The organism is Nocardioides soli (assembly GCF_014191495.1).
GTDB lineage: Bacteria > Actinomycetota > Actinomycetes > Propionibacteriales > Nocardioidaceae > Nocardioides > Nocardioides soli.
Genome location: NZ_JACHWR010000002.1, coordinates 670,430 through 695,130 on the forward strand (window position 1 = coordinate 670,430; position 24,701 = coordinate 695,130).

General features: G+C 72.4%; 21 protein-coding genes. 10 read left to right on the forward strand and 11 right to left on the reverse strand.

The features are described from left to right. Window positions 1-179: 179 nt before the first annotated feature. On the forward strand, window positions 180-1,415 hold the full coding sequence (locus tag FHU40_RS13675) for a geranylgeranyl reductase family protein (protein WP_183592857.1): 1,236 nt from the start codon (window positions 180-182) through the stop codon (window positions 1,413-1,415). A 1-nt stretch (window position 1,416) separates the two neighbouring features. Then, a complete protein-coding gene (locus FHU40_RS13680) occupies window positions 1,417-2,316 on the forward strand; it encodes an NUDIX domain-containing protein (protein WP_183592858.1) in 900 nt (299 codons plus the stop codon). On the opposite strand, the gene FHU40_RS13685 is transcribed toward FHU40_RS13680, so the two are convergent. The 8 genes from FHU40_RS13685 to FHU40_RS13720 form a co-directional block, all read right to left on the reverse strand. Further along, window positions 2,279-3,301 (reverse strand): hypothetical protein, encoded by a 1,023-nt coding sequence (locus FHU40_RS13685; RefSeq protein WP_183592859.1) that lies wholly within the window; start codon window positions 3,299-3,301, stop codon window positions 2,279-2,281. The genes FHU40_RS13680 and FHU40_RS13685 overlap by 38 nt on opposite strands. After that, window positions 3,298-4,797, reverse strand: coding sequence for a PstS family phosphate ABC transporter substrate-binding protein (locus FHU40_RS13690; protein ID WP_183592860.1), 1,500 nt, complete (start codon window positions 4,795-4,797; stop codon window positions 3,298-3,300). Before FHU40_RS13690 ends, FHU40_RS13685 begins: the two co-directional genes overlap by 4 nt. Then, a complete protein-coding gene (locus FHU40_RS13695) occupies window positions 4,794-5,963 on the reverse strand; it encodes a hypothetical protein (RefSeq protein ID WP_183592861.1) in 1,170 nt (389 codons plus the stop codon). The genes FHU40_RS13690 and FHU40_RS13695 overlap by 4 nt, the downstream gene beginning before the upstream one ends. Continuing rightward, a complete protein-coding gene (locus FHU40_RS13700; protein WP_183592862.1) occupies window positions 5,960-6,748 on the reverse strand; it encodes a hypothetical protein in 789 nt (262 codons plus the stop codon). Before FHU40_RS13700 ends, FHU40_RS13695 begins: the two co-directional genes overlap by 4 nt. After that, window positions 6,745-8,493, reverse strand: coding sequence for a hypothetical protein (locus FHU40_RS13705; protein ID WP_183592863.1), 1,749 nt, complete (start codon window positions 8,491-8,493; stop codon window positions 6,745-6,747). Before FHU40_RS13705 ends, FHU40_RS13700 begins: the two co-directional genes overlap by 4 nt. Next, entirely contained in the window at window positions 8,490-10,619 is a 2,130-nt protein-coding gene (locus FHU40_RS13710; RefSeq protein ID WP_183592864.1) for a glycosyltransferase, read from the reverse strand. The genes FHU40_RS13705 and FHU40_RS13710 overlap by 4 nt, the downstream gene beginning before the upstream one ends. Next, the gene (locus FHU40_RS13715; protein WP_183592865.1) at window positions 10,616-10,861 is read right to left on the reverse strand and encodes a hypothetical protein; all 246 of its coding nucleotides are present in this window, start codon (window positions 10,859-10,861) and stop codon (window positions 10,616-10,618) included. The genes FHU40_RS13710 and FHU40_RS13715 overlap by 4 nt, the downstream gene beginning before the upstream one ends. A 125-nt stretch (window positions 10,862-10,986) precedes the next feature. Continuing rightward, a complete protein-coding gene (locus tag FHU40_RS13720) occupies window positions 10,987-12,150 on the reverse strand; it encodes a glycoside hydrolase family 5 protein (RefSeq protein WP_183592866.1) in 1,164 nt (387 codons plus the stop codon). A gap of 875 nt (window positions 12,151-13,025) precedes the next feature. Here FHU40_RS13720 and FHU40_RS13725 point away from each other — a divergent pair. The 7 genes from FHU40_RS13725 (at window position 13,026) to FHU40_RS13755 (ending at window position 22,152) form a co-directional block, all read left to right on the forward strand. Continuing rightward, complete coding sequence (locus FHU40_RS13725; protein WP_221199835.1) at window positions 13,026-14,372, forward strand: HNH endonuclease; 1,347 nt, start codon at window positions 13,026-13,028, stop codon at window positions 14,370-14,372. Window positions 14,373-14,420: 48 nt separating this feature from the next. Continuing rightward, window positions 14,421-15,677, forward strand: coding sequence for a hydroxyacid-oxoacid transhydrogenase (locus FHU40_RS13730; RefSeq protein WP_183592867.1), 1,257 nt, complete (start codon window positions 14,421-14,423; stop codon window positions 15,675-15,677). A gap of 43 nt (window positions 15,678-15,720) precedes the next feature. Continuing rightward, window positions 15,721-16,215, forward strand: coding sequence for a DUF1648 domain-containing protein (locus FHU40_RS13735; RefSeq protein ID WP_183592868.1), 495 nt, complete (start codon window positions 15,721-15,723; stop codon window positions 16,213-16,215). Beyond that, window positions 16,212-18,908 carry an FAD-binding and (Fe-S)-binding domain-containing protein gene (locus tag FHU40_RS13740; RefSeq protein WP_183592869.1) on the forward strand — a complete coding sequence of 899 codons (2,697 nt, stop codon included), beginning with the start codon at window positions 16,212-16,214 and terminating at the stop codon, window positions 18,906-18,908. The genes FHU40_RS13735 and FHU40_RS13740 overlap by 4 nt, the downstream gene beginning before the upstream one ends. 82 nt (window positions 18,909-18,990) lie before the next feature. Continuing rightward, on the forward strand, window positions 18,991-20,211 hold the full coding sequence (locus FHU40_RS13745; protein ID WP_183592870.1) for a class I SAM-dependent methyltransferase: 1,221 nt from the start codon (window positions 18,991-18,993) through the stop codon (window positions 20,209-20,211). Beyond that, window positions 20,211-21,164 (forward strand): hypothetical protein, encoded by a 954-nt coding sequence (locus FHU40_RS13750; RefSeq protein ID WP_183592871.1) that lies wholly within the window; start codon window positions 20,211-20,213, stop codon window positions 21,162-21,164. Before FHU40_RS13745 ends, FHU40_RS13750 begins: the two co-directional genes overlap by 1 nt. Further along, a complete protein-coding gene (locus FHU40_RS13755) occupies window positions 21,148-22,152 on the forward strand; it encodes a DNA topoisomerase IB (protein ID WP_183592872.1) in 1,005 nt (334 codons plus the stop codon). Before FHU40_RS13750 ends, FHU40_RS13755 begins: the two co-directional genes overlap by 17 nt. Window positions 22,153-22,164: 12 nt before the next feature. On the opposite strand, the gene FHU40_RS13760 is transcribed toward FHU40_RS13755, so the two are convergent. Continuing rightward, window positions 22,165-22,380 (reverse strand): KTSC domain-containing protein, encoded by a 216-nt coding sequence (locus FHU40_RS13760; RefSeq protein ID WP_183592873.1) that lies wholly within the window; start codon window positions 22,378-22,380, stop codon window positions 22,165-22,167. 51 nt (window positions 22,381-22,431) lie between these two features. On the opposite strand from FHU40_RS13760, the gene FHU40_RS13765 reads away from it, so the two are divergent. Then, window positions 22,432-22,926 carry a macro domain-containing protein gene (locus tag FHU40_RS13765; protein ID WP_183592874.1) on the forward strand — a complete coding sequence of 165 codons (495 nt, stop codon included), beginning with the start codon at window positions 22,432-22,434 and terminating at the stop codon, window positions 22,924-22,926. A gap of 6 nt (window positions 22,927-22,932) precedes the next feature. Here FHU40_RS13765 and FHU40_RS13770 read toward each other — a convergent pair whose 3' ends face one another. Next, window positions 22,933-24,054 carry a hypothetical protein gene (locus FHU40_RS13770; RefSeq protein WP_183592875.1) on the reverse strand — a complete coding sequence of 374 codons (1,122 nt, stop codon included), beginning with the start codon at window positions 24,052-24,054 and terminating at the stop codon, window positions 22,933-22,935. 108 nt (window positions 24,055-24,162) lie between these two features. Further along, on the reverse strand, window positions 24,163-24,603 hold the full coding sequence (locus tag FHU40_RS13775; protein ID WP_183592876.1) for a VOC family protein: 441 nt from the start codon (window positions 24,601-24,603) through the stop codon (window positions 24,163-24,165). Window positions 24,604-24,701 lie beyond the last annotated feature (98 nt).

The following is a 24,701-nucleotide window of genomic DNA, read 5'->3' on the forward strand; positions in this document are numbered from 1 at the left end:
CGCCGCTTGGGGTGGCGGGTGGTTTCGAGACGGTTGCTAGCGCAACCTCCTCAACCACCGGAGTCGCGCGAGGTGGTTGAGGTGCGAAGGCGCGCTAGCGCCTGAGCCTCGAAACCACCCATGCGGGGGCGATCAGCGCCGACTCGGCGTTCTCGGAGGGTGCCTGAGACAATCGGGGGGTGAGCACTCCGACCCAGACCGACGTCCTCGTCGTGGGCGCCGGACCCGCGGGGTCGGCGGCCGCCGCCTGGGCGGCCCGGTCGGGCGCGGAGGTGGTGCTCGCGGACGCAGCGATCTTCCCCCGCGACAAGACCTGCGGCGACGGCCTCACCCCTCGCGCGATCGGCGAGCTGCAGCGGCTCGGCCTCGAGGACTGGCTGCGCGCCCACACCGTCAACCGGGGGCTGCGCGCCCACGGCTTCGGGCAGACGCTGCTGCTGCCGTGGCCGGGGGGCAACCTGCCCGACTGGGGCTCGGCGGTCGCCCGCACCGAGCTCGACGACCACCTGCGCACCACCGCGATCAAGTCCGGCGCGACCGCGATCGACGGGCACCGCGCGTTCGACGTACGCCGTGCGGGCGGCCGGGTCACCGCGGTCGTCTTCCGCACCGACCACGGCCCGGTCGAGATCGGCTGCCGCCGCCTGATCGTGGCCGACGGCGTCCGGTCGCCGCTGGGCAAGGTGCTCGGCCGCGAGTGGCACCGCGACACCGTGTACGGCGTCGCGGGCCGTTCGTACGTCGCCAGCGACATGTCCGACGACCCGTGGATCAGCTCCCACCTCGAGCTGCGGGGGGCGGACGGAGAGATCCTGTCCGGCTACGGCTGGATCTTCCCGCTCGGCACCGGCGAGGTGAACCTCGGCGTCGGGACGCTCGCCACCGCGAAGCGGCCGGCGGACCTGGCGATCAAGCCGCTGATGGCCCACTACGCCGGCGAGCGCCGCGATGACTTCCAGCTCACCGGCGAGCTGCGGATGCCGACCTCCGCGCTGCTGCCGATGGGCGGCGCCGTGTCCAACGTCGCGGGGCCCAACTGGGCGCTGATCGGCGACGCCGCCGCCTGCGTGAACCCGCTCAACGGCGAGGGCATCGACTACGGTCTCGAGACCGGCCGCCTGGTGGCCGAGGTGCTCAGCGAGCACGACGACCTGAGCGCCGTCTGGCCGGCGCTGCTGCGCGACCACTACGGCGAGGCGTTCTCGATCGCGCGCCGGCTCGCCGGCCTCGTGACGGTGCCGCGGCTGCTGCCGACCCTGGGCCCGGTCGGGATGCGCTCGGACTGGCTGATGACGCTCGCGCTGCGCTGGATGGGCAACCTCGTCACCGACGACGACCGCGACCGGGCGGCCCGCGTGTGGCGCTGGGCCGGACGGCGCTCGATCGCCCGCGACCACCGCCCGCCCTTCAACTGAGATGGGCGGCCTCCCGAAGCGACAGCGGGTCGCGGCGTACGCCGTGATCCTGCGCGACGGGAACATCCTGCTCAGCCGACTCTCGGAGAGCGTCACCCCCGAGGAGCTCTGGACGCTGCCCGGCGGCGGGCTCGACCACGGCGAGGATCCGCGCGACGCGGTGGTGCGCGAGGTCCGGGAGGAGACCGGGCTCGACGCGGCGATCGGTGAGACCGCCCGGGTCTACTCCGCCCACCTGCCCGGTGTCTGGCGCGACGGCCGTCGGGTCGACGCCCACGCGCTGCGCATCGTCTACGAGGGCTGGGTGCCGGTCGACGCGCCGCCGCCCCACGTCGTCGAGGTCGGCGGGTCGACGATGGCGGCGGCCTGGCACCCGGTCGAGGCCGTGCTCGACGGCACCGTGCCGGCGGTGCCGATGGTGCTCGAGGCGCTCGCCGACCACCGGCCGTTCCGCCACCAGCGGCTCGGCGCCTACGCGCTGGTCGTCAACGCCGACCGGGTGCTGCTCGTGCGGATCTCGGCCCGCGGCTTCCACAGCGGCGCGTGGACGCTGCCCGGCGGCGGCCTCGAGCACGGGGAGTCGCCGCGCGGGGCGGTCCTCCGCGAGCTCCGTGAGGAGTGCGGCGTCGACGGCGCGGTGGGCGAGCTGGTCGCGGTGCACGACGAGCACTTCAGCGGCACCGCACCGTCGGGACGCTACGAGGACTTCCATGCCGTCGCGCTGGCCTTCGAGGTGTCCGTCGCCGACGACGCCGAGCCGGCGGTCGCGGAGGTCGACGGCACCACGGAGGTCGCCGCGTGGGTGCCGCTCGCCGACGTCGAGTCGGGTGCGCTGCCGGTGCGCGACCTCGTGCGCGAGGCGCTCAGGGGAGCGGCGCTGCGGCGACCTCGCACAGATTGAGCCGCGGATCCTTGTCGTTGTTCACGACGTAGTACGACGACAGCACGTAGCCCCGCTTCACGCCGTCGACCGACACCCACAGCCGCATCATCCCGTTGCGCGGCAGGTCGACCGGGCCGAGCAGCCCCGTCACGGGGTCGTAGCCGAGGTCCTCGTAGCGTTCGACGTGGTCGCCGACGTCGCCCTCGCCCTGGAGGTACTCGAAGTCGAGGTAGGACGCCTCCGGGTGCGTGCCGATCGGTCGGAAGGCCACGGTCTGGTCGTAGGCCACGCTGCCGGGCTCGCAGGTCACGATGGCCTCGCCCAGCCCCGGGAGCACGGTGGTGCTGGTCCGCCGGGTCGCGGCCTCGTCGGTGCCGTGCCAGGTCAGCCCGAACTGGCCGTCGGTCTGGGTACGCAGCGACAGCGCCATCCGGCAGTACTGGTTGCCCGGGTAGCGGAACCGCTCCCACCACCAGCTCAGCTGGAAGGACGTCACCGGGGTCGTCAGCGCGCCCCCGCCGGGCTGGTCGCGCCCGGGGCGCTGGCTGATCACGCCGTACGCCGTGCCCGAGGAGAAGTCCTCGATCGGCGTGCGCTGGTTGAGCCCCTCGTGGGCGCGCGGGCCGGTGCCGCCGCGACCGTCGTCGGCCGCGGTCGCATAGGTGAAGACCCGTGCGTTCTTGACCGCGACGACGTCGCGGCCACGCTTCTGCTCGAACTTCGCGAGCCACATCTGGGTCTCGGCGCGCCGGTTGTTGGGCCGGACCCGGACCATGGTGCTCTTCGGCCGGCAGACCAGGTCGACCCGGCCGATGCCGGGCACGTTCGCGGTCCGCTGGTAGACCCGCTTGCGCTTCTCGCCCTTCCACTTCACGACGACCCGCGTCTTCCGGTCGACCGACGTGCGGGCCGGCGCCGCGGACGACGAGGGCACCGCGAGGCCGGCCACGGCCAGGGCGGCTGCGGTCCCGAGCGCGAGGAGGCGGTGCGTACGTCGGGTCATCGGGCGGGTTCGGCCGGGCCCTGCGACGCGCCCTCGGAGGCCTTCGGGTCGGTCGTCGTCGTCTCGCCACCCTCCGCGGGCACCACGAGTACCGGTTCGCGGGTGCCGTCGAGCCAGGCCAGCTCGGCCCGCAGGGTCTCGTCGGGCAGTGGCACCAGGCGGGCGTCTGCGGCCGCGGCCTGCGACTCGTTGAGGTAGTGGCGGATGAACTCCTTGACCTCCGAGCGGGCCAGCGACCGGGTCGTGGTCGTGATCAGCATCTGCGACGCGAAGGGGTACTCCCCGTCGGTGATCGTCTGCTGGCTCGGGAAGACGCAGTTGCGGCGACCGTCGGGGCGGGTGATCTCGAACGGCCGCAGCTGGTCCTCGAAGACCTCGTAGTCGCTGAACCGGGCGTAGATCACGTGTCCGAGCGTGCCGTCGACGAGCCGCTTGGCCTCGGTCGCGCCGCCGAGGCGCTGGTTGGCCCGCTGGAAGCGAGCCCGCGCGGCGAGCAGGTCGGCGCGGGCCTCCTGGGCGGCGACCCGCGCGGCGTCCACCCGGGCCTGGTCGGCGGCCCGGTCGGCGGCGCTCCGCTTGTCGCGGATGCCCTTGGCTCGCTCGGCCAGGGCGACCTCGAGCTCGGACCGCGCGTCGAGGAACACCTGGCGCTCGGTCTCGAGCTCCGACTTGCGCAGCCCGCGGGCCCGGGCCAGCTCCGGGTACCTGAACGAGTGCCGGATCTTGTCCCGGCCACCGTTGAGGAAGCGCAGCGCCTCGTCGAAGTCGTCGTAGGTGAAGTAGTCGGACCGGACGTCGGTCAGCGCCGGCGCCAGCGAGCCGAGCACGGACTTGCCGAACACCTGGAAGTCCGTGGAGTCGAGCAGCGGGCCGCCGACCTTCAGCGGTACGTCGTCGAGGCCGACCTGGCTCCAGTTGGTGATCGGCGAGCCGGCCCGCCAGATCTCCTGGACCTGGTCGGTCGTGAGGCAGTCGCCACCCACGTCGGACTCGGACTTGATCGCGATCACGATCGCGTCCGACGCCACCTGGAACTGCACCACGTCGAGGCCGACGGCCTGGCAGGCGTCCCACTCGCTGCGCGAGATCGGCCGCAGCGAGCTGACGATGTCGACCTTGCCCGAGCACAGCCGCTGGAAGGCCTCCTCCTCGCCGTTGTCGGCGAGGTCGACCACGGTGTCGGTGCCGGTGGCCTGGTAGCGGTCGACCTCACCCGGGGTGAGCGAGATCGTGCTGGTCCCGTCGATGGCGATCTCGCCGCGCGGCCGATCGGGCAGGCCGGCGTTGGCCTCCTTGATCCGCGTCTGCCGGGCCTGCTCCTGCTCGTACTGGTCCGACTGGGCCTGCGCGACCAGGTCGGTCGCGTCGGTGCCGTCGTCGTGCGAGCACGCCGACAGCACCAGCACCCCCGCCAGCGCGGTCGCCACGGCGGCGCGCCGCCCCGGCCTCGTCGTACGGGCCCGGCCCATGGTTCGGCTCGTGGTCTGGCCCGTCACGGTGCGTCCTCCTCGGTCGTGGGGGAGGCGGGGGCCGACGTGGAGTCGGTGATCAGGGCCCCCAGCCGACGGCCGCTCTCGGGCGGGAACCGGTACTTGCGGCCGAGCTGGATCACCTCGAAGTCCTCGAGCCGCAGCCCGAGCAGCTCGTTCCCGGAGATCATCTGGCGGGTGACGTCGCGCTGGGCGTAGAGCGTCGGCACCGCGGCCCGGTCGACCACGATCGCGCCGTACGTGCGCAGCGCGGCGACGATCGCGTCGGACATCCGCTTCTGCTGCGAGGTGAGCCGGATCGGTCGCTGCGTGACCGGGTCCACCGGCGGCGGGATCGTCACGTTGCTCTTGAGCCGGATCCGGGCGCCCTCGGGGAGCGAGGTGACCCGGCCGTTGCCGTCGGTCGCCGACGCCGGCTGCACGAACACGCTCTGCGCGGGGCCGGGCACGCTGATCGCCAGCGCATGGTTGATCAGTCCGGCGCGCAGCTCGTTGGGTCGGATCAGGCCGGCGAAGAGCGGCAGCCCGGAGCCGCGCGCACTGGGCTGGTACGGCGCCTGGTAGCCGGGGCCGTTGAGGTCCCACTTGCGCATGTAGTTGTACGAGATGCTGCCGTCGTCCTCGCGGCGAGCGCGCCACAGGTCGTAGGCGACCGGCTTGCTGACGTCGAACACCGTGAACCAGCCGTCGTAGCGCGGGTCCGGGTCGACGTCCGAGGGGATGTTGAGCAGCTGGGTCCGCTCACCGTCGCCGCAGACCAGCTGCCGGCAGACCAGCTGGGTCGGCGTACCGCCGGCGACGACCGGGGTCGTCCAGCGATCGGTGTTGATGTAGAGGCCCTCGTTCACGATCCGGCGGTCGGGGTAGTACGTGGTGCGACCGACGCGCTGGACGACGCCGACGCGCTCTCGGGCCTGCCGGATCATCTGGTGGGAGTTCTCGTCGACGTCCGCGTTGTCGATGCGGGTGTTCCACGGCGAGTCCGTCTCGAAGAAGCGCCGCTCGGGCACCGGCACGCCCTCGGAGGCGCTCTCGGGGTTGACCACCACCTCGAGGTCCGAGGAGCGGTCGCGGGGGCCGCCGTCGTCGCCGGAGCAACCGGCCAGCACCAGCGCACCGGCCAGCGTGCCGGTCATCAGCAGGGCCCGGAGGGTACGTCGCCGCGTGGTCATGGCCGGTCCTCCGTAGCGCCGGCGCGGAGCGGGGCGACACTCGCCTCCACCGATTCGGCGAAGCGGGCGACCGCATCGCTGATCTCGCTGAGCTCGCGCGTCTCTCGGGTCTGGGGGCTGCCGACGCCCCTCGGGGCGCGGGCCGCGCTGATGATCGCGTGGGCCTCGCGCCGCGCCGTGATCCGGATCAGCTCCGCGTCGAGCTCGGCCTGCGCCGTGAGCAGCTCGGCCCGACGCTCGGCCTCCGCCTCGAGCGCGCTGAGGTGGCGCAGCGTGGCCAGCTCCACCTCGCGGACCCGCTCGATCGCGGCGTCGACGACCTCCTGCACGGTGAGTCCCGGCTGGCCCCGGTCGATCGCCGGTCGCGCCGGTGGCACGGGTGGTGCCGGCTCCGCCGGCCGGGCCGGCTTGGGGAGCTCGGCCTTGACGGTCTCGGGCTTGCTGGGCTCGGGCTTGGCGGGCTTGGGCTTGGCGGGCTCGGGCTTGGCGGGCTCGGGCTTGGCGGGCTCGGGTTTGCTGGGCTCGGCCGGCCGCTCCGCGGCCGGTGCGGTCTCGGGCGGGGTCGCCCTGCGGGCCTCCCGTCGGATCGCCGGCTGCGGGACGGGCGCGAGCTGGGGAGCCGGCTCCGGCGCGGGCTCCACCAGCCGGGTCGCGAAGTCGACCTGGCCGACCCGGGAGTCGGACGCGAGCTGCAGCAGGTCGTCGACCGAGGGTGGCGGCTGGATCGCGCCGAACCTCGACTCGCCCGCGTCCGCTCGCTGCGGTGTCTCCTGCTGCCCGGTCACTCGGCACCTCCGGTGGCCGTCGTGCCCGGAACCTCGTCGACGGGCTGGTCGGGGTCGAACCCGGCCGGCACCCCGACGAGCACGTAGCGGTCGGTGTTGTAGACCACGGGCAGCCGCGGGTCGGCGCCGTCGGCCGCGTCGGGGTAGAACTGGCTGAGCAGGTCGTTGCCCGTGCCGGTCGACATCAGCAGGTAGTCGACGTACTGCGCCGGTGCCTGGGCCGCGGTCTTCCACGGGCCGTCGCTGTGGTCGACCCGGTCGAAGAAGAGGTCGGGGCGGCCGGTCAGCAGCATCACGGCGTACGTCTGGGAGTTGTCGGTCAGGATGGAGTTCCGGTCGCTGATGTTGGCCTTGATGTAGTCGGCCATCGCCTGCTCGTCGACGACGCCGACGCTCGCACCGCTCAGCGTCGTCGAGCCCTCCTGGGACTCGCCGGTCGAGACCGCGGCGGCGAACGGCGCCTCGAGGTTCTGGTAGCGGTAGCTCTTCATCGCGTGGAAGGTCCACGGGATGCTCGCCACCAGCAGCACCGTGAGGACGGCGCTGACGAGCAGGCCGTTGGACTCGGAGGACCGGGCGAGCCAGAGTCCGCCGATGACCGAGAACAGCAGGATCGGCAGGCTGTTGCGCATCTGCATCGGCGAGTCGGTGAGGTCGAGGAGCACCGAGAGTGCGGGGCAGGCGATCGCCGCGGCGAGCATCAGGCCGAGCCAGAGCGCCAGCGGGTTGTTCTTCGAGGCTCCGACGAAGATCAGCGCGGGCAGCGCCACGATCGCGATCGGCGCGCCGTACAGCACGAGCTCACCGGTGCTGCGCAGCAGATCCACGCCGGTGAACGCGCCGGGGTCGCCGCCGCCGGCGTCGCTCGCGCTGGTGATCCAGTAGAACGGCTTCATCAGCAGCACCAGGTTGAAGACGGTCCACAGCGCGATGACGTAGAGCGTGGGCGCGGCGAAGCCGACCGTGGTGCCCTCGACCTCCTGGCCGTCGGCGCCCAGCTTCGCGAGGATGCCGCCGATCATGATCGCGCTCAGCACGAACCACAGCAGGCTGCTGTAGCCCGACAACGCCGCGACGCTGAAGGCGATGCCGGAGAGCATCACGAACCGGACGTCGGCCGTGACGTACCAGGCGACGAGCGCGCCCATCGCCACCACCACGAACGACATCGCGATCAGCTGGCGGGCGCCGCCGGCGGCGTACAGCGCGACGAGCGGGTTCAGCGCGAGCGCGACGAGGATGGCGTAGCGCACCGGGCCGACGATCTGGGCGCGGCGTCCGAGCGTGTTCAGCGCGACCATCGTCAGACCGGCGAAGAGCGCGGACGTCAGCGGTACGACGGCGAGCGAGGAGCCGATCGACCTGAAGATCGCCAGGGGCGAGATCAGCAGGGTCGCGAGCGGCGGGTAGTCGAAGCCGATCGCGGACAGCTTGGCCGGGTCGTTGTGCCAGATCATCAGCGCCCGGTTGAGCCGGTCGAGGGTCTCGAAGCCGACGACGTGCATCTTCACGACGAGCCAGTAGCCGAACCAGGCGTAGGCGCCGGCCGAGACCACGAAGACCGCGGCGCTCTCCCAGGGACGCCGCTTGATGTCGCGCGGCCGCTGATGGACGGACTGGACCACGCCCGCCAGGCGCTCGCGCTCGGAGCGGACGTGGTCGACGGCGGGGTCGACCGGCTCGGCGACCTCAGCGGCGGACGGGCCGGCGGGCGGGTTGGCGGGCGGGTTGGCGGTGGCGCTCACGCGTGATCACCCGCGTCGAGGCCGTGCTCGGTCTTCTCCCAGTAGAACGGGTTCGTGAAGAGCTGGATGAAGCCCTTCCAGGCCGCCCAGCTCATCAGGCCCCAGTAGAGCGGGGAGAGCAGGGCGGTCCGGGTGATGCCGAACTCGCCGCGCTGCAGGCTGCCGGCGACGTTGAGGTAGACGAAGACGAAGTTGCCGACGAACAGCATCGCGCTGGCGGCGTAGAAGACGAAGCCCGGGAAGAGCTGTTGGATCAGGCCCCACTGGGTCAGCACGTAGAGCGTCGTCAGGGTCCAGAAGATCGGGTTGAGCAGCAGCACGAAGGCGTTGGCCATGGTGAGGTTGAAGCTCGTGAAGCCGCGGATGCCGGTCTCGCGCAGCAGGGTGCCCGGGCGGCGCATGTGCACGAGCCAGGTCTGGTAGTAACCCTTGATCCAGCGGCTGCGCTGGCGGATCCAGTTCGGGACCTGGGAGTTCGCCTCCTCCAGGGTGGTGGAGTCGATCATCGCGGTGCGGTAGCCCTCGCGGTGCAGGCGGATGCCGAGGTCGGCGTCCTCGGTCACGTTGAAGGGGTCCCAGGCGCCGAGCTCGCGCAGCACCGAGGTGATGAAGTGGTTCGACGTGCCGCCGAGGGGGATCGGCGAGCCGGCGGCGCCCATCGCGGGGAGCACCAGCTCGAAGTGCATCGAGTACTCGTTGGCGAACCACGCGGTGAGCAGGTTCTGGTTCTGGTTGAAGTGGTTGAGCTTCGCCTGGATGCACGCCACGTTGCCGGCGACCCGCTGGAAGGCGATGTAGGCCTTCTTCAGCTGGTTGGGCTCCGGGCGGTCCTCGGCGTCGAAGATCACGCAGAACGAGCCGGTCGCCAGCTGCAGGCCGTAGTTGCAGGCCTTGGGCTTGGTCTTCGGCAGCGCGTCGGGCACGACCACGAGGTGGAAGTGCGGCGGCAGGTTGAGCGACCGGATCGTCTCGATCGTGTCGACGTCGTCCTCCTCGCACAGCAGCTTCACGTCGAGCCGGGTGCGGGGGTAGTCGAGCTCGTTGATGCCGCGCACGAGGCGGCGCACGATGCCGGCCTCCTTGTAGAGCGGCACCAGGATCGTGTACATCGGCAGGGTGCGCTCGTCGAGCGCCGCGATGTCCTCGTCGGTGACGTCGGTCTCGAGGTGGGTGCCCAGCGCCCGGAAGGTCAGCTGGAACTTGTAGACCGAGACCAGCAGGTAGAGCAGCGAGCACGCCGCGACCAGGCCGATCAGGGTGCCGAGCGGCCACACGACGGCGCACAGCAGCACCGCGATGCCGACGCAGATGCCGAGCGCCTTCTGGGTGCCGGTGAACACGACGCTGGCCGAGTCCTCCGGGCGCGACTCCATCAGCGCGACCGTCGAGACCTCGACGTAGTGGGCGCTGTGCACGTGCTGGATGAGCTGGTCGAGCTCGGTGCGGTTGGCCAGCAGCTGACGGAACGGTGAGCCGAGCGCCTCCTCGACGTCCATCGCCTGCTCGGCGTCGAGCGGCCGGGCGACCGCGAGCAGCACCAGCTCGTCGGTGGCCGCGACCGGGATCGCCTGGAGGCGCTGCGCGAGCGGCTCCGGCAGCCGGCGGGCGACCTCGAGGTCGGGCGTGAAGTCGGACAGGCCGACGCGCTGCATCTGGTGCAGCTCCGAGAGGGCGGCCACCAGGACGTCCTCGGTGATGGCCTCGTGGGCGACGAGGATGTCGCCGATCGGGTCGCCGGTCCGCGAGTACTCGACCATCGCGACCTGGAGCTGCTCGTTGGCGACCAGCCCGCTGCTGGTCAGCATCCGGGCCATCTGCACCCGGGCCCGACGTTCGTCCGCGGTCTCCACCGCGCCCTCGGCGGGCGGGTAGACGAGGTCGATGGCGGCGCTGATCTCGTTGCCCGTGTGCCGCACCAGCTGCACCGGACGGTCGATCCGCTCCTCGACGACCTGGCGGGTGATCGGGTCGTCCGCCTCGGCGACCGCGATCAGCACGGTGCCGTCGGCGACGGCGTACGGCAGCACCCGGAAGGTGCGGCAGATGCCCTCGGGCAGCAGCCGGCCGAGCTCCGTGGGCACGCCGTCGGCGAGCCGCGCCCGGGTGTGGGTGGCGGTCGTGGTCATGACGCTCCTGCTCCGAACCCGCTGGCCGACTTCGGACTCGAACCCGTCGGGTCGGCGGGTCGCGCGGGACGTGTGCCACGCGAGCGCCAGACGAGGTAGACGAGGAATCCGATCCCCAGCGCCACCAGCGGTGCGATGAGGAAGGTGATGAAGACGACGAGGAACATCACGAGCGTGACGATCACTCTGACGACCGCAGCGCCCGTAGACATGCGTTGTGGGCGCGCTGCAATGCCGCTCATTCTCTTGCCCCCCTGCTGGCCGGGTCCCCACCCCCTGAGGACCTCCGGCTGCTCGCCAGGCTAGTCACAGCCGTTCATCGGCGGGTCCACATCCGATCCACAAAGGGGTAACAACCCCGGGTGGTCTAGGGGTGGCGCAGATATCTCCGGGCGATCACGCCGTACGCCGAGGGTGCGCCGACGTCGTTGCGCACCAGCGACATCGGGTCGGTCGGGTGGTCGGCCCACACCCAGAAGAGCGAGCCGATCCCGTGCCGGTCGGCCCAGTCGAGGTAGCGGGTGACGTAGCCGTCCCTGGGGTCGGTGGCGCCGAGCTCGCCGGTGAGCACCGGCACCCGATCGGCCAGCGGGGCGAGGACGGAGTTCCAGCACTGCTCCGTGCCGCAGTCCTTGAAGTCGTAGCTGTGGAACGACGCGACCAGCTGGTCGTCGTCGGGTGCGAAGTCCAGCCAGTGCGAAAGGTCGTTGGCGTAGTCGAGGCCGCCGAGCAGCACGGGCTGGTCGGCACCCGCGTCGCGGATCTCGCGGACCACGGTGGCCATGCCCTGCACGGGGTAGGTGATCCGGGCCGCGGTGGCGGTCTGGTCGTCCTCGACCGGCGCCGCGCAGCCGCCGTCGCGCCAGCACTCCCAGGTCAGGTCGAAGACCAGCTTCTCGACGGCGTTGTAGCGCGAGTAGGGCTCGTTGAACGCGTCGAACATGACCGAGGGGTTCTCGCGATACTGGCTGGCCACCGAGCGCCAGAACGCCAGCGACTCCGAGTCGGGCATCGCGAGGTTGCCGAACTCCGGCTGCCCCATCCGCTTGCGGCTGTGCAGGTCGAGCACCACGACCATGCCGTGCCGGTTGAGCGCGCTGACGAAGTGGCGGACGGCGGAGCGGTAGCCGATCGGGGTGCGCTCCTCGAACTGATCGCTCACCGGCGCGCCCCGGGTGCCGAGCCAGCAGTCCTGGTTGAGCGGCAGCCGCACCGTGTTCGCACCCCAGTCGGCGATCGCGGCCGCCTCATCGGCGTACACGTCCGGGCCGGCGAGGGCGTCGAGCGACGACATCCCCCAGCCCTGGGCGCAGGCGTACTCGAAGCTGCTCCAGTTGACCCCGCGCGGCACGAACGTCGCGCCGCTGCGCGCGTCGACCAGGCGGTTGCCGTCGACGACCGGCTGCGGGGCTCCCGTCTCCACCCGGGCCGTCTCCGCGCCCGGCGCCCGCCGCTCGGCGTAGATCGCCCCGCCGGTCAGCAGCACGACGATCGCCACCACCGGCACGACCCAGCGCGCACGCCGCCCCATCAAGCCCCCCTCGTCCGGACCGAAGCGTACGGCCTGCTCGGCAACGGCCCGTCAACAATCGGCCCACGGCGCCGCCGCGCCGTTGGTGGGGGTTCCCGGTGGTCGAGGAAGGCGCGCCCGCGGTGGTTGAGGAAGGCGCGCCCGCGGTGGTTGAGGAAGGCGCGCCCGCGGTGGTTGAGGAAGGCGCGCCCGCGGTGGTTGAGGAAGGCGCGCTGGCGCCTGTCTCGAAACCACCTGTCCCGGGTTGGGGGAGTGTTGGCGTCCTTCCGGGGGCGCCAGGGTGGGTGCGCGTCCTGCGCCGTCAAGGGTCCGCTTCGCCGCTTCGCGCCCGTGACGGCTCCTCCCGCGCACCCGTTCGGCGCCTATCGGGAGGACGCCGACCTGTGGTCGGGACCGGGGATGCGTTCGTGGTGGTTTCGAGACGGTTGCTAGCGCAACCTCCTCAACCACCGTCGCCGAGCCTCCCGCCGAGCCCGGTGGTTGAGGAAGGCGCGCTGGCGCCTGTCTCGAAACCACCTGTCCCGGGTTGGGGGAGTGTTGGCGTCCTTCCGGGGGCGCCAGTGTGGGTGCGCGTCCTGCGCCGTCCAGGGTTCGCTTCGCCGCTTCGCGCCCTTGACGGCTCCTCCCGCGCACCCGTTCGGCGCCTATCGGGAGGACGCCGACCTGTGGTCGGACCCGCGGTGGGTGCGTGGGTTTCGAGACGGTTGCTAGCGCAACCTCCTCAACCACCGTCCTCGGGGCCACGGTGGTTGAGGAAGGCGCCCACGGTGGTTGAGGAAGGCGCGCTAGCGCCTGTCTCGAAACCACCACGAACCTGGGCGGAATTCGCCGCCCAACCCCTTGTGTGATCGAACAATCGTTCGATACAATGAGGTATGGCGCTGATCTCGGACACCCACCTCGACCCCACGGTCGACGGCATGTCCGACGTGTCGGGGATGAGCGAGGCGGAGCTGGTGGACGCGATCCGCGCCCTCGAGGACGCCAAGGCCCGCGCCTGTGCCGCCCAGGCGCGGTTGACCCGGGTGCTGGATGCCCGGGTCCGGGCCCGGCATGCCGACCAGGGGATGCCGGCGGCGCGGCGGGGGCGGGACGTGCCCGGTCTGGTGGCCTACGCCCGCCGGGAGTCCCCCGCGCGCGGCACGCGGTTGTTGGGGTTCGCGCACGCCCTGACCGAGCTCCCGCACACCGAGGCCGCGCTGGCGGCCGGGGTGGTGTCGGAGTGGCGGGCGATCCTGATCGCCCGGGAGACCGCCTGCCTGGCACCCGGACACCGGGCCCGGGTGGACGCCGAGCTCTGCGCCCCCGACTCCGATGGCGCCTATCGGTTCGAGGGGTGGGGCGACCGACGACTCGTCGCCCAGACCCGGGCGCTGGTCGCCGGCCTGGACCCGGCCGCGGTGGTGGACCGCCGCGCGAAGGCGGAGGCCGACCGGCACGTGAGCCTGCGGCCCGCGCCGGACACGATGGCCCGGCTCTCGGTACTGCTCCCGGTCGCCCAGGGTGTCGCCGTCTACGCCACCCTGACCCGGGCCGCCGACTCCGCCCGTGCCCAGGGCGACCCGAGGTCACGGGGTCAGGTGATGACCGACACCCTCGTCACCCTGATCACCGGACAGGCCACGGCGGAGGGGGTCCCGGTCACGATCAACCTGACCGTCTCCGACCACACCCTCCTCGCCGACGGACACGAGCCCGCCTGGCTCACCGGCTACGGCCCCCTCACTGCCGACCACGCCCGCCACCTCGCCGCCACCGCCCTCGCCCAGGCACAGACGGCACAGATGGCGCAGATGGCGCTGCGGCGCCTCTACGTGGCCCCCGAGACCGGCACCCTCGTCGCGATGGAGACCCGCGCCCGGGCCTTCCCCAAGGCCCTCGGGCTGTTCCTCGACCTGCGCGACCAGACCTGTCGCACCCCCTGGTGCAACGCCCCCGTGCGTCACCACGACCACATCACCGACCACGCCGACGGCGGCCCCACCTCCGCGATCAACGGCCAAGGCCTCTGCGAGCAGTGCAACCACACCAAACAAGCCCCCGGGTGGTGGGCCAGACCACTGGCCGGCCCGCCCGATCAGCACACCGTCGAGACCACCCTGCCCACCGGCCACATCATCCGATCGGCAGCACCCCGCGCACCCACCCCCAGCCGCGTCGTACCCCTGGGCCACAGCGGACTCCACCTCATCCACCACCAGCTCAACTGGCACGCCGCCTGACCCGACCGACCCGGCATCCTCGGGTTGCGCTGCCACTACGGTGAGTGGATGAGCGAGACCGTGTTCACCTATGCCGCGCCCGCGCTCAAGTTCGGCCCCGGAGCGTCCGACGAGATCGGCCACGACCTCGCCCAGCGCGGGGTGCACCGGGCGCTGCTGGTCACCGACGCCGGCGTGGTGGCGACCGGCCATCCGGGGCGGATCGCCGAGCGGATCGCGGCGTACGGCGTCACGGTCACGATGTACGACGGGGTGCACGTCGAGCCGACCGACGAGTCGTTCGCGGCGGCGATCGAGTTCGCCCGCGAGGCCGGGCCCTTCGACGCGATCGTCGCGGTCGGCGGCGGGTCGGCGATCGACACCGCGAAGGCGGTCAACCTGCTCACCACCAACCCGGGCGAACTGATGGACTACGTCAACGCACCGGTCGGCCGCGCGCAGGCGCCGTCGCAGCCGTTGCTCCCGCTCGTGGCGGTGCCGACCACGACCGGCACCGGCTCGGAGAGCACCACGATCTGCGTGCTCGACGTGCTCTCGCTGCACGTGAAGACCGGCATCAGCCACCCCGCGCTGCGCCCCACGCTGGCGGTGGTCGACCCCCGGCTCACGCTGACCCAGCCGGCGATGGTGACCGCGGCGGCTGGCATGGACGTGCTCTGCCACGCGCTGGAGAGCTACACCGCGCGCTGGTACGCCGACTTCGACGCCAAGCGGCCCGAGGAGCGGGTGCCCTACTGCGGCGCGAACCCGATCGCCGACCTGTGGTCGGAGCGGGCGATGGTGCTGCTCGCCGGCTCGTTCCGCGACGCCGTGCGCGACGGTCGGGACGAGGCGGCGCGGGAGCAGATGGCGCTCGCGGCGACGTTCGCCGGGCTCGGCTTCGGCAACGCCGGGGTGCACATCCCGCACGCGAACGCCTACCCGATCGCGGGCCGGGTCCGCGACTACTCGCCCGAGGGCTACCCCGACGAGCCGCTGGTGCCGCACGGGATGGCGGTCGCGCTGACGGCGCCGGCGGCGTTCCGGTTCACCTTCGACGCCGCGCCGGAGCGGCACCTGCACGCGGCCGGCCTGCTGGGCGCCCGCTCGGAGGCCGGGCCGGATGCGCTGCCGGCCGCCCTCGTCGCGCTGATGCGCGACGTCGGCATCCCGAACGGCCTGGCCGAGGTCGGGTACGACGAGGGCGACGTCCCCGACCTGGTCGAGGGCGCCCTCAAGCAGCAGCGACTGCTCGCGACGGCGCCGAAGGCTCCCACGGACGAGGACCTCGCGGGGATCATCCGCCGGTCGATGTCCCACTGGTGAGGGTCCGGCGCGCCCGGATCCGCTCGGATGGGAGACTGTGCCGGTGCGCCTCGCGTTCCTCCTGTCCTCCGCGGCGTACGCCGTCCTGGTGGTCGTGGCCGCCGTGACGATGCCGGACCGGGTGCCGCTGCACTTCGGGCCCGGCGGCGACGCCGACCGGTGGGGCTCCCGCACCGAGGCGCTGCTGGTCTTCGGCCTCCTCGGCGGGGGCGTGGCGCTGGTGCTGGGTGGCATCGCGGTGCTGGCCCGACGGCTGCCGCTGCGATCGGCGTGGGTCAACCTGCCGCACAAGGACTGGTGGACCGCCACCCCCGAGCGCGAGGAGCGCGCTCGGCGACGGCTGAGCCACGACTTCTGGGCCATCGCCGTCGGGACGATGACCCTGCTCTGCATCGTGCTGGCGCTGACGATCGGTGCCGCCCACTCGGAGTCGCCCCGGCTGTCGGCCGGACCGTGGCTGGCGGTCGGCGCGCTGGCGGCGGCGTTGCTGCTCGCGATCGTGATGCCGCTGCGCTACCGCCCGGACGGTGACGCATGACCGCCGAGGTCGCCACCGGCGTCGTCGCCGAGCTCCACCGCCGGGGGGTCTCCGACGTCGACGACTCGACGCTCGCCCGGGCGCTGTACTCCTCCGACGCCTCGCTCTACCGCGTCGTGCCGCAGGTCGTGGTCCGGCCGCGGCACCCCGACGAGCTGCACGCGATCCTCGACGTCGCCCAGGCGACGGGCGTGCCGGTCACCATGCGGGGAGCGGGTACGTCGATCGCCGGCAACGCGGTCGGCGCGGGCATCGTCGTCGACACCCTCAAGCACCTCAACCGGGTGGTCTCGATCGACGCCGAGGCGCGCACCGCGGTGGTGCAGCCCGGCGTCGTGCACGCCGACCTGCAGCGCGCGGCCGCGCCGTACGGGCTGCGGTTCGGCCCCGACCCGTCGACCCACACCCGCTGCACGATCGGCGGGATGATCGGCAACAACGCCTGCGGTTCGCGGGCGCTGGGCTACGGCCGTACCGTCGACAACGTCGTCGACCTCGACGTCGCCTGGGCGCCGGGCGCGGGCGACGTGCGCACCGAGCTCACGGGCCTGGTCGACCAGCACCTGGCCCACGTGCGGACGTCGTTCGGCCGGTTCTCCCGGCAGGTCAGCGGCTACTCGCTCGAGCACCTGCTGCCCGAGAACGGCCGGTCCCTGGAGCGCTTCCTCGTCGGCTCCGAGGGCACCCTCGGCGTGGTCACCCAGGCGACCGTGCGGCTGGTCGACGACCGGGTCGACCGGCGCCTGGTGGTGCTCGGCTACCCGTCGATGATCGAGGCCGCCGACGCCGTACCCGCCCTGATCGCGGCGACCGACGGCCGGATGATCGCCTGCGAGGGCCTCGACGCCCGGATCGTCGACCTCGTGCGCGCCCGCGGGGGCGGCGTGCCCGACCTGCCGGCGGGCGCGGGCTGGCTCTTCGTCGAGGTCGTCGACCCCGATCTGGTGGCCCCGGTCGTCGCCGCCGCGGGAGCGCTGGGTCACCGGGTGGTGGAGGACTCACCGCAGGCCGCGGCGCTGTGGCGGATCCGCGAGGACGGCGCCGGGCTGGCCGCGCTGAGCCTGCCGACCCCGGCGTACTCCGGCTGGGAGGACGCCGCCGTGCCTCCCGAGAGGCTGGGGGCCTGGTTGCGCGACTTCGATCGGCTGCTGCGCGACCACGACCTCGACGGCGTGCCCTACGGCCACTTCGGCGACGGCTGCGTGCACGTGCGGATCGACTTCCCCTTCCGCCGCGAGGACGGCGCGAAGGTCTTCCGCGACTTCCTCACCGCCTGCGCGCTCGAGCTGCGCAAGCACGGCGGCTCGCTGTCGGGCGAGCACGGCGACGGGCGGGCGCGCTCGGAGCTGCTGCCGCTGATGTACGACGCGGAGTCGCTGCGGCTGTTCGCCGCGGTCAAGGCGATCTGCGACCCGCAGAACCTGCTCAACCCCGGCAACATCGTCGACCCCGCGCCGCTGGACGCCGATCTGCGGCCGACCCGCCCGCGCGCCGCGCTGGCCCTCGCCGACCAGGTGCACCGCTGCACCGGCGTCGGCAAGTGCGTGGCCCCGAAGACCGCGGGCGTGATGTGCCCGTCGTACCTCGCCACCCGCGACGAGAAGGACTCCACCCGGGGCCGCTCGCGGGTGCTCCAGGAGGCGGTCGACGGCACGCTGGTGCGCGGCTTCGCCGACCCGGCCGTGCACGAGGCGCTCGACCTCTGCCTCGCCTGCAAGGGCTGCGCCTCGGACTGCCCGACCGGCGTCGACATGGCGACGTACAAGGCCGAGGCGCTGCACCAGAAGCACGACGTGCTGGGCGAGCGGCGCCCGCGCAGCCACTTCCTCCTCGGCGGGCTGCCGCGGTGGGCCGCGCTGGCCGCACCGATGGCGCCGATCGCCAACCGGATGATGCGGCTGCGACCCGTCGCCCGCCTGGCCAAGGCGACCGCGGGCATCGACCAGCGCCGCTCGATCCCGACCTTCGCGCCGAAGACCCTGCGCAGGTCCGTCGGCGTGCCCGAGGTCGTGCCCGATGTCTGGATCTGGGCCGACTCCTTCAGCGACCACTTCTTCCCGGGCAACGGCCATGCGGCGATCCGTTGGTTGGAGTCGGTGGGGGTCACCGCCCGGGTGATCACCGACGACGCCTGCTGCGCGCTGACCTGGGTGACGACCGGACAGCTCGACAAGGCCCGCTCGATCATGGAGCGCACGGTCCGCACCCTCGCGCCGTACGTCGAGTCGGGCGTGCCGGTCGTCGGCCTGGAGCCGTCGTGCCTGGCCACCCTGCGCAGCGACCTGCCCGAGCTGACCGGCTCGCACCTCGACGTGCTCAGCTTCGCCGAGCTCGTCGAGCGGCTCGACCTGCCGCTGCCCGACCTCTCCGGGGTCCGGGTCGTCGCGCAGCCGCACTGCCACCACGCCTCGATCATCGGCTGGGCGGCCGACAAGCGGCTCCTGGAGCGCGCCGGCGCGGCCGTCACCCAGGTGGCCGGCTGCTGCGGGCTCGCCGGCAACTTCGGCATGGAGAAGGGCCACTACGAGGTGTCGGTCGCCGTCGCCGAGACCCATCTGCTGCCCGCGGTACGCGCCGACCGGGACGCCGTCGTCCTCGCCGACGGGATGTCCTGCCGGGTCCAGCTCGACGACCTCGCGGACGTCCCCGCGATGCACCTCGCCGAGCTCTTCGCTTCTAGACTCGAGGCGTGAATCCCCGCCAGCGTCGCCTCGTCATCCCGATCGCGCTGGTGGCGCTGCTGTTGATCGTCGTGATCGCGGCGGTCCTGTAGCCATGGCCGAGCCGCTGCTGCGCGAGCTCAACCGGCTGCGCGCGCTGATCCTCGACCCCGACGTGCTGGTCAAGGCCGTCGCGTCCGGGCGCCAGAAGGGCGAGCAGCCGGCCTGGCGTCGCGCGGAGCTGCGGTACGTCGACCTCAAGGCGGGCCGGCACCTCCAGGTCACGACGTACGACGACACCCAGGCGTTCACGGCCAACCACGCGGTTTCCGGCGACGCCGCGCGCGACGCGCTCGACGCGCTGCTCGACGAGCCCTTCGCCAACTGGAACGTCGACACCACCACCCAGAGCCACCAGCTGCGCGTGACCAAGAAGCTCGAGGCGGTCGTGCACACCACCGATCGCGCCGAGCCGGTCGAGGCCGAGCGCGAGCACGACCGCGACAAGCAGCGACTGCTGCCCGAGGACGACCCGGTCTTCGTCGCCCTCGGCATCTCCGATGCCCAGGGCCGGCTGAAGCCGAGCCGCCAGGCGAAGTACCGCCAGGTCGAGGAGTTCCTGCGCCTGCTCGACTCCTCGATCACCGACGCGCTCGACAAGGGCCACCTGCGCCGCCCGACCGCCGACGAGCCGCTCCGCATCGCCGACCTGGGCTGCGGCAACGCCTACCTGACCTTCGCCGCCGAGCGCTACCTCTCCGGCGTCCGCGGCCTGCCGGTCCGACTGACCGGCGTCGACGTCAAGGAGCAGTCGCGCGAGCACAACAGCGCGGTCGCCGCGGGCCTCGGGGCGGCCGCTCGCCAAAGTATGAACTTCGTCGTCGGCACCATCGGCGGGGTCGCGCTCGACCCGGCGCCCGAGGTCGTGCTCGCCCTGCACGCCTGCGACACCGCCACCGACGAGGCGCTCGCGCAGGCGGTCGGTTGGGGCGCCCAGCTCGTGCTCGCCGCACCGTGCTGCCACCACGACATCGCCGCTCAGCTGCGCAAGGCACCGACGCCCGCGCCGTACGCCGTGCTCACCCGCCACGGCATCCTCCGCGAGCGGCTGGCCGACACCCTCACCGACGGGCTGCGGGCGTCACTGATGCGGCAGCAGGGCTACCGGGTCGACGTCGTGCAGTTCGTCGAGAGCCAGCACACCCCGCGCAACACCATGCTCCGGGCGGTGCGCACCGGCGGGCCGGTCAAGGGCGGCTCGGTGCGCAAGGAGTACGACGAGCTCGTCGCGACCTGGGGCATCCACCCGAGGCTGGCCGAGCTCCTCGGGTCCTGATGCTCGACCGCCTGCTGGGCCTGGCCTCCGCCGTCTCCTTCGCGGCGGGTACGGCGGCCGCGCCGGCCGGGCCGCCCGCGCAGCTCGCGCTCACCTTCGAGGACCCGGCGATCGTGGAGTCGAGTGGGCTGGTCGCCACCGACGACGGGCTGTTCCTCACCACCAACGACTCCGGCGACGGCGGCCGGGTCTTCGTCGTCGACCGCTCCGGACGCACGGTCGGCACCACGTCGTGGTCGCCCGACCCGTTGGACGTCGAGGCATTGGCGCCGGCCGGCCCCGGCGAGGTCTGGGTCGGCGACACCGGCGACAACCGGAGGTCACGCGAGTCGATCAGCGTGCTGCGGGTGCCCTACGGGCACGAGCATCGGACGGCCGAGCCCACGGCGTACGAGCTGGTCTACCCCGACCGCGCCCACGACGCCGAGACGCTGCTCGCGCACCCGCGGACGGGTCAGCTCTTCGTGGTGTCGAAGGACATCTTCGGGGGCACGGTCTACGCGGCGCCGAAGCGGCTATCGACCGAGCACCCCAACCGGCTGCGCGCCGTGGCGGACGGCTTCGCGTTCGCCACCGACGGCTCGTTCTTCCCCGACGGGCGGCACTACGTGGTGCGCGGCTACGGGACCGCGGCCGTCTACACCTTCCCGGGCCACGAGCGAGTCGGCTCGTTCCCGCTGCCGCCGCAGCAGCAGGGGGAGGGGATCTCGGTCGGGGTCGACGACGAGCTCTACCTGAGCACCGAGGGGCAGTACACCGACCTGCTCCGCATGGAGGTCCCGCGGCAGATCGCGCGGGCGATGGCGCCGGCCGCCGACGTGCCGCCGCAGCGACCGGTCGAGATCACCGAGGAGTCGGGTACGCCGTGGGCCTGGTTCCTCGGCGGTGGCCTGGTCGCGGCGTTTGTGCTCGCCGGCGGCTGGCTACTCCTGCGACGTGGCCAGGCTCCGTAGGACGTCACCCGACCAGCCCGGCTGGACCCGTCGGCGGGCCGGCCGCGGCTTCGTCTACCTCGACGAGCGCGGCGACCGGCTGCCGGACGAGGACGCTCGCCGGGTCCGCGAGCTGGTCATCCCGCCGGCGTGGACCGACGTCTGGGTCACGCCGTACGACAACGGTCACCTGCAGGCGGTCGGCACCGACGACGCCGGGCGCCGGCAGTACCTCTACCACCCCGACTGGCGGGCCCGGCGCGACGCGGAGAAGTTCGACCGCGTGCTCGACTTCGGCCGGGCGCTGACGAAGGCGCGCGAGCTGGTCGTCGTCGACCTCGGGCGGGAGGGGATGCCGCTCGAGCGCGCGTGCGCGGCCGCCGTGCGGTTGCTCGACCTGGGCTACTTCCGGATCGGCAACGACGTGTACGCCGATGCGCACGGCTCCTACGGCCTGACGACCCTCGAGCGACGGCACGTGCGTCGGCGCCAGGACCGGCTGGTGTTCACCTTCGTCGGGAAGTCCGGTGTGGAGCACCGGATCGAGATCGACGACGAGGTGGTGATCGCCGCGATCGACGTGATGCGCCGCCGCCGGGGCGCCGACCTGCGCCTCCTCGCCTACCGCGAGGGCCGCCGGTGGCGGTCGGTGCTGCCGGACCTCGTCAACGAGTACGTGCGCTCCACCACCGGCCTCGAGGCGACCGCGAAGGACTTCCGCACCTGGCACGCGACCGTGCTCGCGGCCGCGGCGCTCGCCGCGACCCCCGAGTCCGGCGAGACGAGGGCGTCGCGCAAGCGGGCGATCGCGGGCGCGATGCGGGAGGTCGCCGCCTTCCTCGGCAACACCGCGACGCTGGCTCGCTCGGCGTACGTCGACCCCCGCGTCGTCGACGCCTACGAGGAGGGACGCACGATCGTGCGGGCGACCGCGAAGACCTACGACACGGCCGACGAGCGGCAGGCGGCACTGGAGCGCGCGACGCTGCGTCTGCTCAGGGGGCGTTGATCCGGATGGACGTCACTCGACGAGTCGCCACTCGTGCTGCTCCTTGATCTCCCGCCCGTAGCGGGTCCACGGATGAGGGTCGTCGAGCAGGCCGTCGTAGATCTCCCGAGCGACGTCGAAGTAGTCGTAGAGACCGCCGTGGCGGAACAGCACGCGCAGCGTCGCGGTGTCCGTCTCATAGCCGACTGCGGCCACCGCCCGCGATCGGTGCAGCTCGATCAGCTTCATGATTCCGTTGTAGCAGTGGCCTCCGACAGCGCGTCGAGCAAGACTGGGGCGATGGAGGTCACGGCCGTCCAGGGCGACATCACCCGGCAGCAGGTCGACGCGGTCGTCAACGCCGCCAACCACCGGATGCGGGGCGGTGGCGGGGTCGACGGCGCGATCCATCGCGCCGGGGGACGCGCGATCCTCGACGACTGCATCCGCCGGTTCCCCGACGGCCTCGCCACCGGCGACGCCGGGTGGACGACCGCCGGCGACCTCCCGGCGGCCTGGGTGATCCACGTCGTCGGCCCCAACCGCCACGCCGGCCAGACCGACCGCGGCCTGCTGCTCTCCTGCTACTCCCGCGCGCTCGAGGTCGCCGACGAGCTCGGCGCGCGCATCGTCGCCTTCCCGCTCGTCTCCGCCGGCGTCTACGGCTGGCCCAAGGACGACGCGATCGCGGCGCCGCTGGAGGTGTTCCGGTCCGCCATGACTGCGGTCGAGGAGGCGAGGCTGGTGGCCTTCGACGCGCCGACGTACGAGCTGATCAGGGAGGCGCTCGGCTAGGCGTGGCTAGGCGTTCTGCGGATCGACGATGTCCTTGACGTCGTCGTCCTGGATGTTCTTCAGGAACGCGTCGCGCTTCCTCGTCAGCACCTTCCGCTCCTCCTCGCTGAGGCGCTTGCTCTTCAGCTTCTCGGTGGTCTCGGAGTAGCGGCGGGCCATGTACATGTCGTTGAACCCGGTCAGCAGCTCGCCGACGTCGGCGGCGGTCGGGCCGGAGACGTTGAGGAACTTCTCGGTCAGTGCGGCACTCACGGCGGCCGCCTTCCAGCCGGCGAGGTCGGGCTCCTCGGCGCCGTTCACGTAGGCCAGGACGTACGGCTCATCGAGGACGACCTGGTTGGGCTGGTCGGCGTACACGACCGTCCCGTTGGTCGGGTCGACCCGGTAGGCCTTGCTGCGGGGCAGGAGCTGCTGGTCGTTGAGGTCGCCGTCGACGGGCGCCAGCACCTCGGCCGCCTCGCCGTCGCCGTACAGCAGGACGTAGCCGGGCTCGGCCTCCGCGAGACCGGAGGAGCCACGGTCGAGGCTGAGCGTCCAGGTGGGCGCCCAGTCGTTGTCGTTGTCGACCCAGCCGTCGATCGCGTTCAGCGCGAACTGGACCGCCTGCTTGGCGAAGTACAGCACCGACTTCCCCGCGGCCGCGCCGCCGGCGCCGCCGAGGGTGGTGCTGACCGCGAACACCGGCAGCTCGGCGACTGCGGAGGCCACCTCGAGCCACTTCGTGGCCTGGTCGAGGTCGAAGTCGTCGAACGAGAACCGGACCTCGAGGTCCAGGGCCGTGTCGAGCACGGCCGGTGAGTAGTACACGATGCGGGACCCGGCCTGGGCGGGGCTGGGCTTCAGCAGCCGGTCGGACGGCACCTCGTCGAACACGTAGTGCATCGCCCGCGGTGCGGCGTCGTAGACGGCCCGGCTCTTGACCGCCGAGCTCAGCAGCAGCTTCTTGTGACGGTCCTGCCCGGCGTACATGCTCAGGATCCGGATGCTCAACGGCATCCCGAACCCGAGCGGGGTGGTGTGCACCCCGCCGCTGGTCGGGACGAGCCCGGTCGCGGCCTCGGTGCTCGCCGAGCCGTCGGGGCCCAGCGGGTCGAGCGGTGCTGCGTCTGCGATCGAGTTGTCGGCCATGGACGGGCTCCTGTCCCGAGGCGATCCGGCTCCACAGTGTCGAAGCCGGCGCTCGGCACTGTCAGCGAGTCGGGGACCGGGTGCCCAACATCGGGTACGCCGTCCGGGTCAGCCGAGCTGCTCGAACAGCGACACGATGATCCCCTCGGGCCCACGCACGTAGGCCATCCGCACGCTGTGCTCGTACTCGCCGATTCCGGCGACGAGCCCGTACCCGTCCGCGGCCACCGCGGCGACGGCCGCGTCGAGATCGACGACCTCGAAGGACACGTTGCGCAGGCCGATCTCATTGGCCATCGGTGCGGGGGAGCCGGGCACGTGGTCGGGGGTGACGAAGCTGGAGAGCTCCAGCCGGGACCCGCCGTCGGGCGGCCGGAGCATCGCGATCTCGCAGCGGGCGCCCGGGATGCCGCAGACGGTCTCCACGAACTCGCCCTCCACCGACCCGGTGCCCTCGATCTCGAGGCCCAACCCGACGAAGAACGCCGTCGCTGCGTCGAGGTCCGCGACGGTGATGCCGATGTGGTCGAAGCGCCTCACGTGTGCCATGGGTTCCATCCTTCAACGTGTCTCGACGATTCGATACCAGGACGGTGCCGGTCCGAGGACGTCATGCGGACGGTGCATCCGCTTGCACGTTCTGTATG

Excerpts from the sequence above, each read along its gene's own strand:
- FHU40_RS13680 (WP_183592858.1), top strand. The coding sequence starts at position 1,417 with ATGGGCGGCCTCCCGAAGCGACAGCGGGTCGCGGCGTACGCCGTGATC.
- FHU40_RS13685 (WP_183592859.1), bottom strand. The coding sequence starts at position 3,301 with ATGACCCGACGTACGCACCGCCTCCTCGCGCTCGGGACCGCAGCCGCC.
- FHU40_RS13695 (WP_183592861.1), bottom strand. The coding sequence starts at position 5,963 with ATGACCACGCGGCGACGTACCCTCCGGGCCCTGCTGATGACCGGCACG.
- FHU40_RS13710 (WP_183592864.1), bottom strand. The coding sequence starts at position 10,619 with ATGACCACGACCGCCACCCACACCCGGGCGCGGCTCGCCGACGGCGTG.
- FHU40_RS13715 (WP_183592865.1), bottom strand. The coding sequence starts at position 10,861 with ATGAGCGGCATTGCAGCGCGCCCACAACGCATGTCTACGGGCGCTGCG.
- FHU40_RS13720 (WP_183592866.1), bottom strand. The coding sequence starts at position 12,150 with ATGGGGCGGCGTGCGCGCTGGGTCGTGCCGGTGGTGGCGATCGTCGTG.
- FHU40_RS13725 (WP_221199835.1), top strand. The coding sequence starts at position 13,026 with ATGGCGCTGATCTCGGACACCCACCTCGACCCCACGGTCGACGGCATG.
- FHU40_RS13730 (WP_183592867.1), top strand. The coding sequence starts at position 14,421 with ATGAGCGAGACCGTGTTCACCTATGCCGCGCCCGCGCTCAAGTTCGGC.
- FHU40_RS13740 (WP_183592869.1), top strand. The coding sequence starts at position 16,212 with ATGACCGCCGAGGTCGCCACCGGCGTCGTCGCCGAGCTCCACCGCCGG.
- FHU40_RS13745 (WP_183592870.1), top strand. The coding sequence starts at position 18,991 with ATGGCCGAGCCGCTGCTGCGCGAGCTCAACCGGCTGCGCGCGCTGATC.
- FHU40_RS13750 (WP_183592871.1), top strand. The coding sequence starts at position 20,211 with ATGCTCGACCGCCTGCTGGGCCTGGCCTCCGCCGTCTCCTTCGCGGCG.
- FHU40_RS13760 (WP_183592873.1), bottom strand. The coding sequence starts at position 22,380 with ATGAAGCTGATCGAGCTGCACCGATCGCGGGCGGTGGCCGCAGTCGGC.
- FHU40_RS13765 (WP_183592874.1), top strand. The coding sequence starts at position 22,432 with ATGGAGGTCACGGCCGTCCAGGGCGACATCACCCGGCAGCAGGTCGAC.
- FHU40_RS13770 (WP_183592875.1), bottom strand. The coding sequence starts at position 24,054 with ATGGCCGACAACTCGATCGCAGACGCAGCACCGCTCGACCCGCTGGGC.
- FHU40_RS13775 (WP_183592876.1), bottom strand. The coding sequence starts at position 24,603 with ATGGCACACGTGAGGCGCTTCGACCACATCGGCATCACCGTCGCGGAC.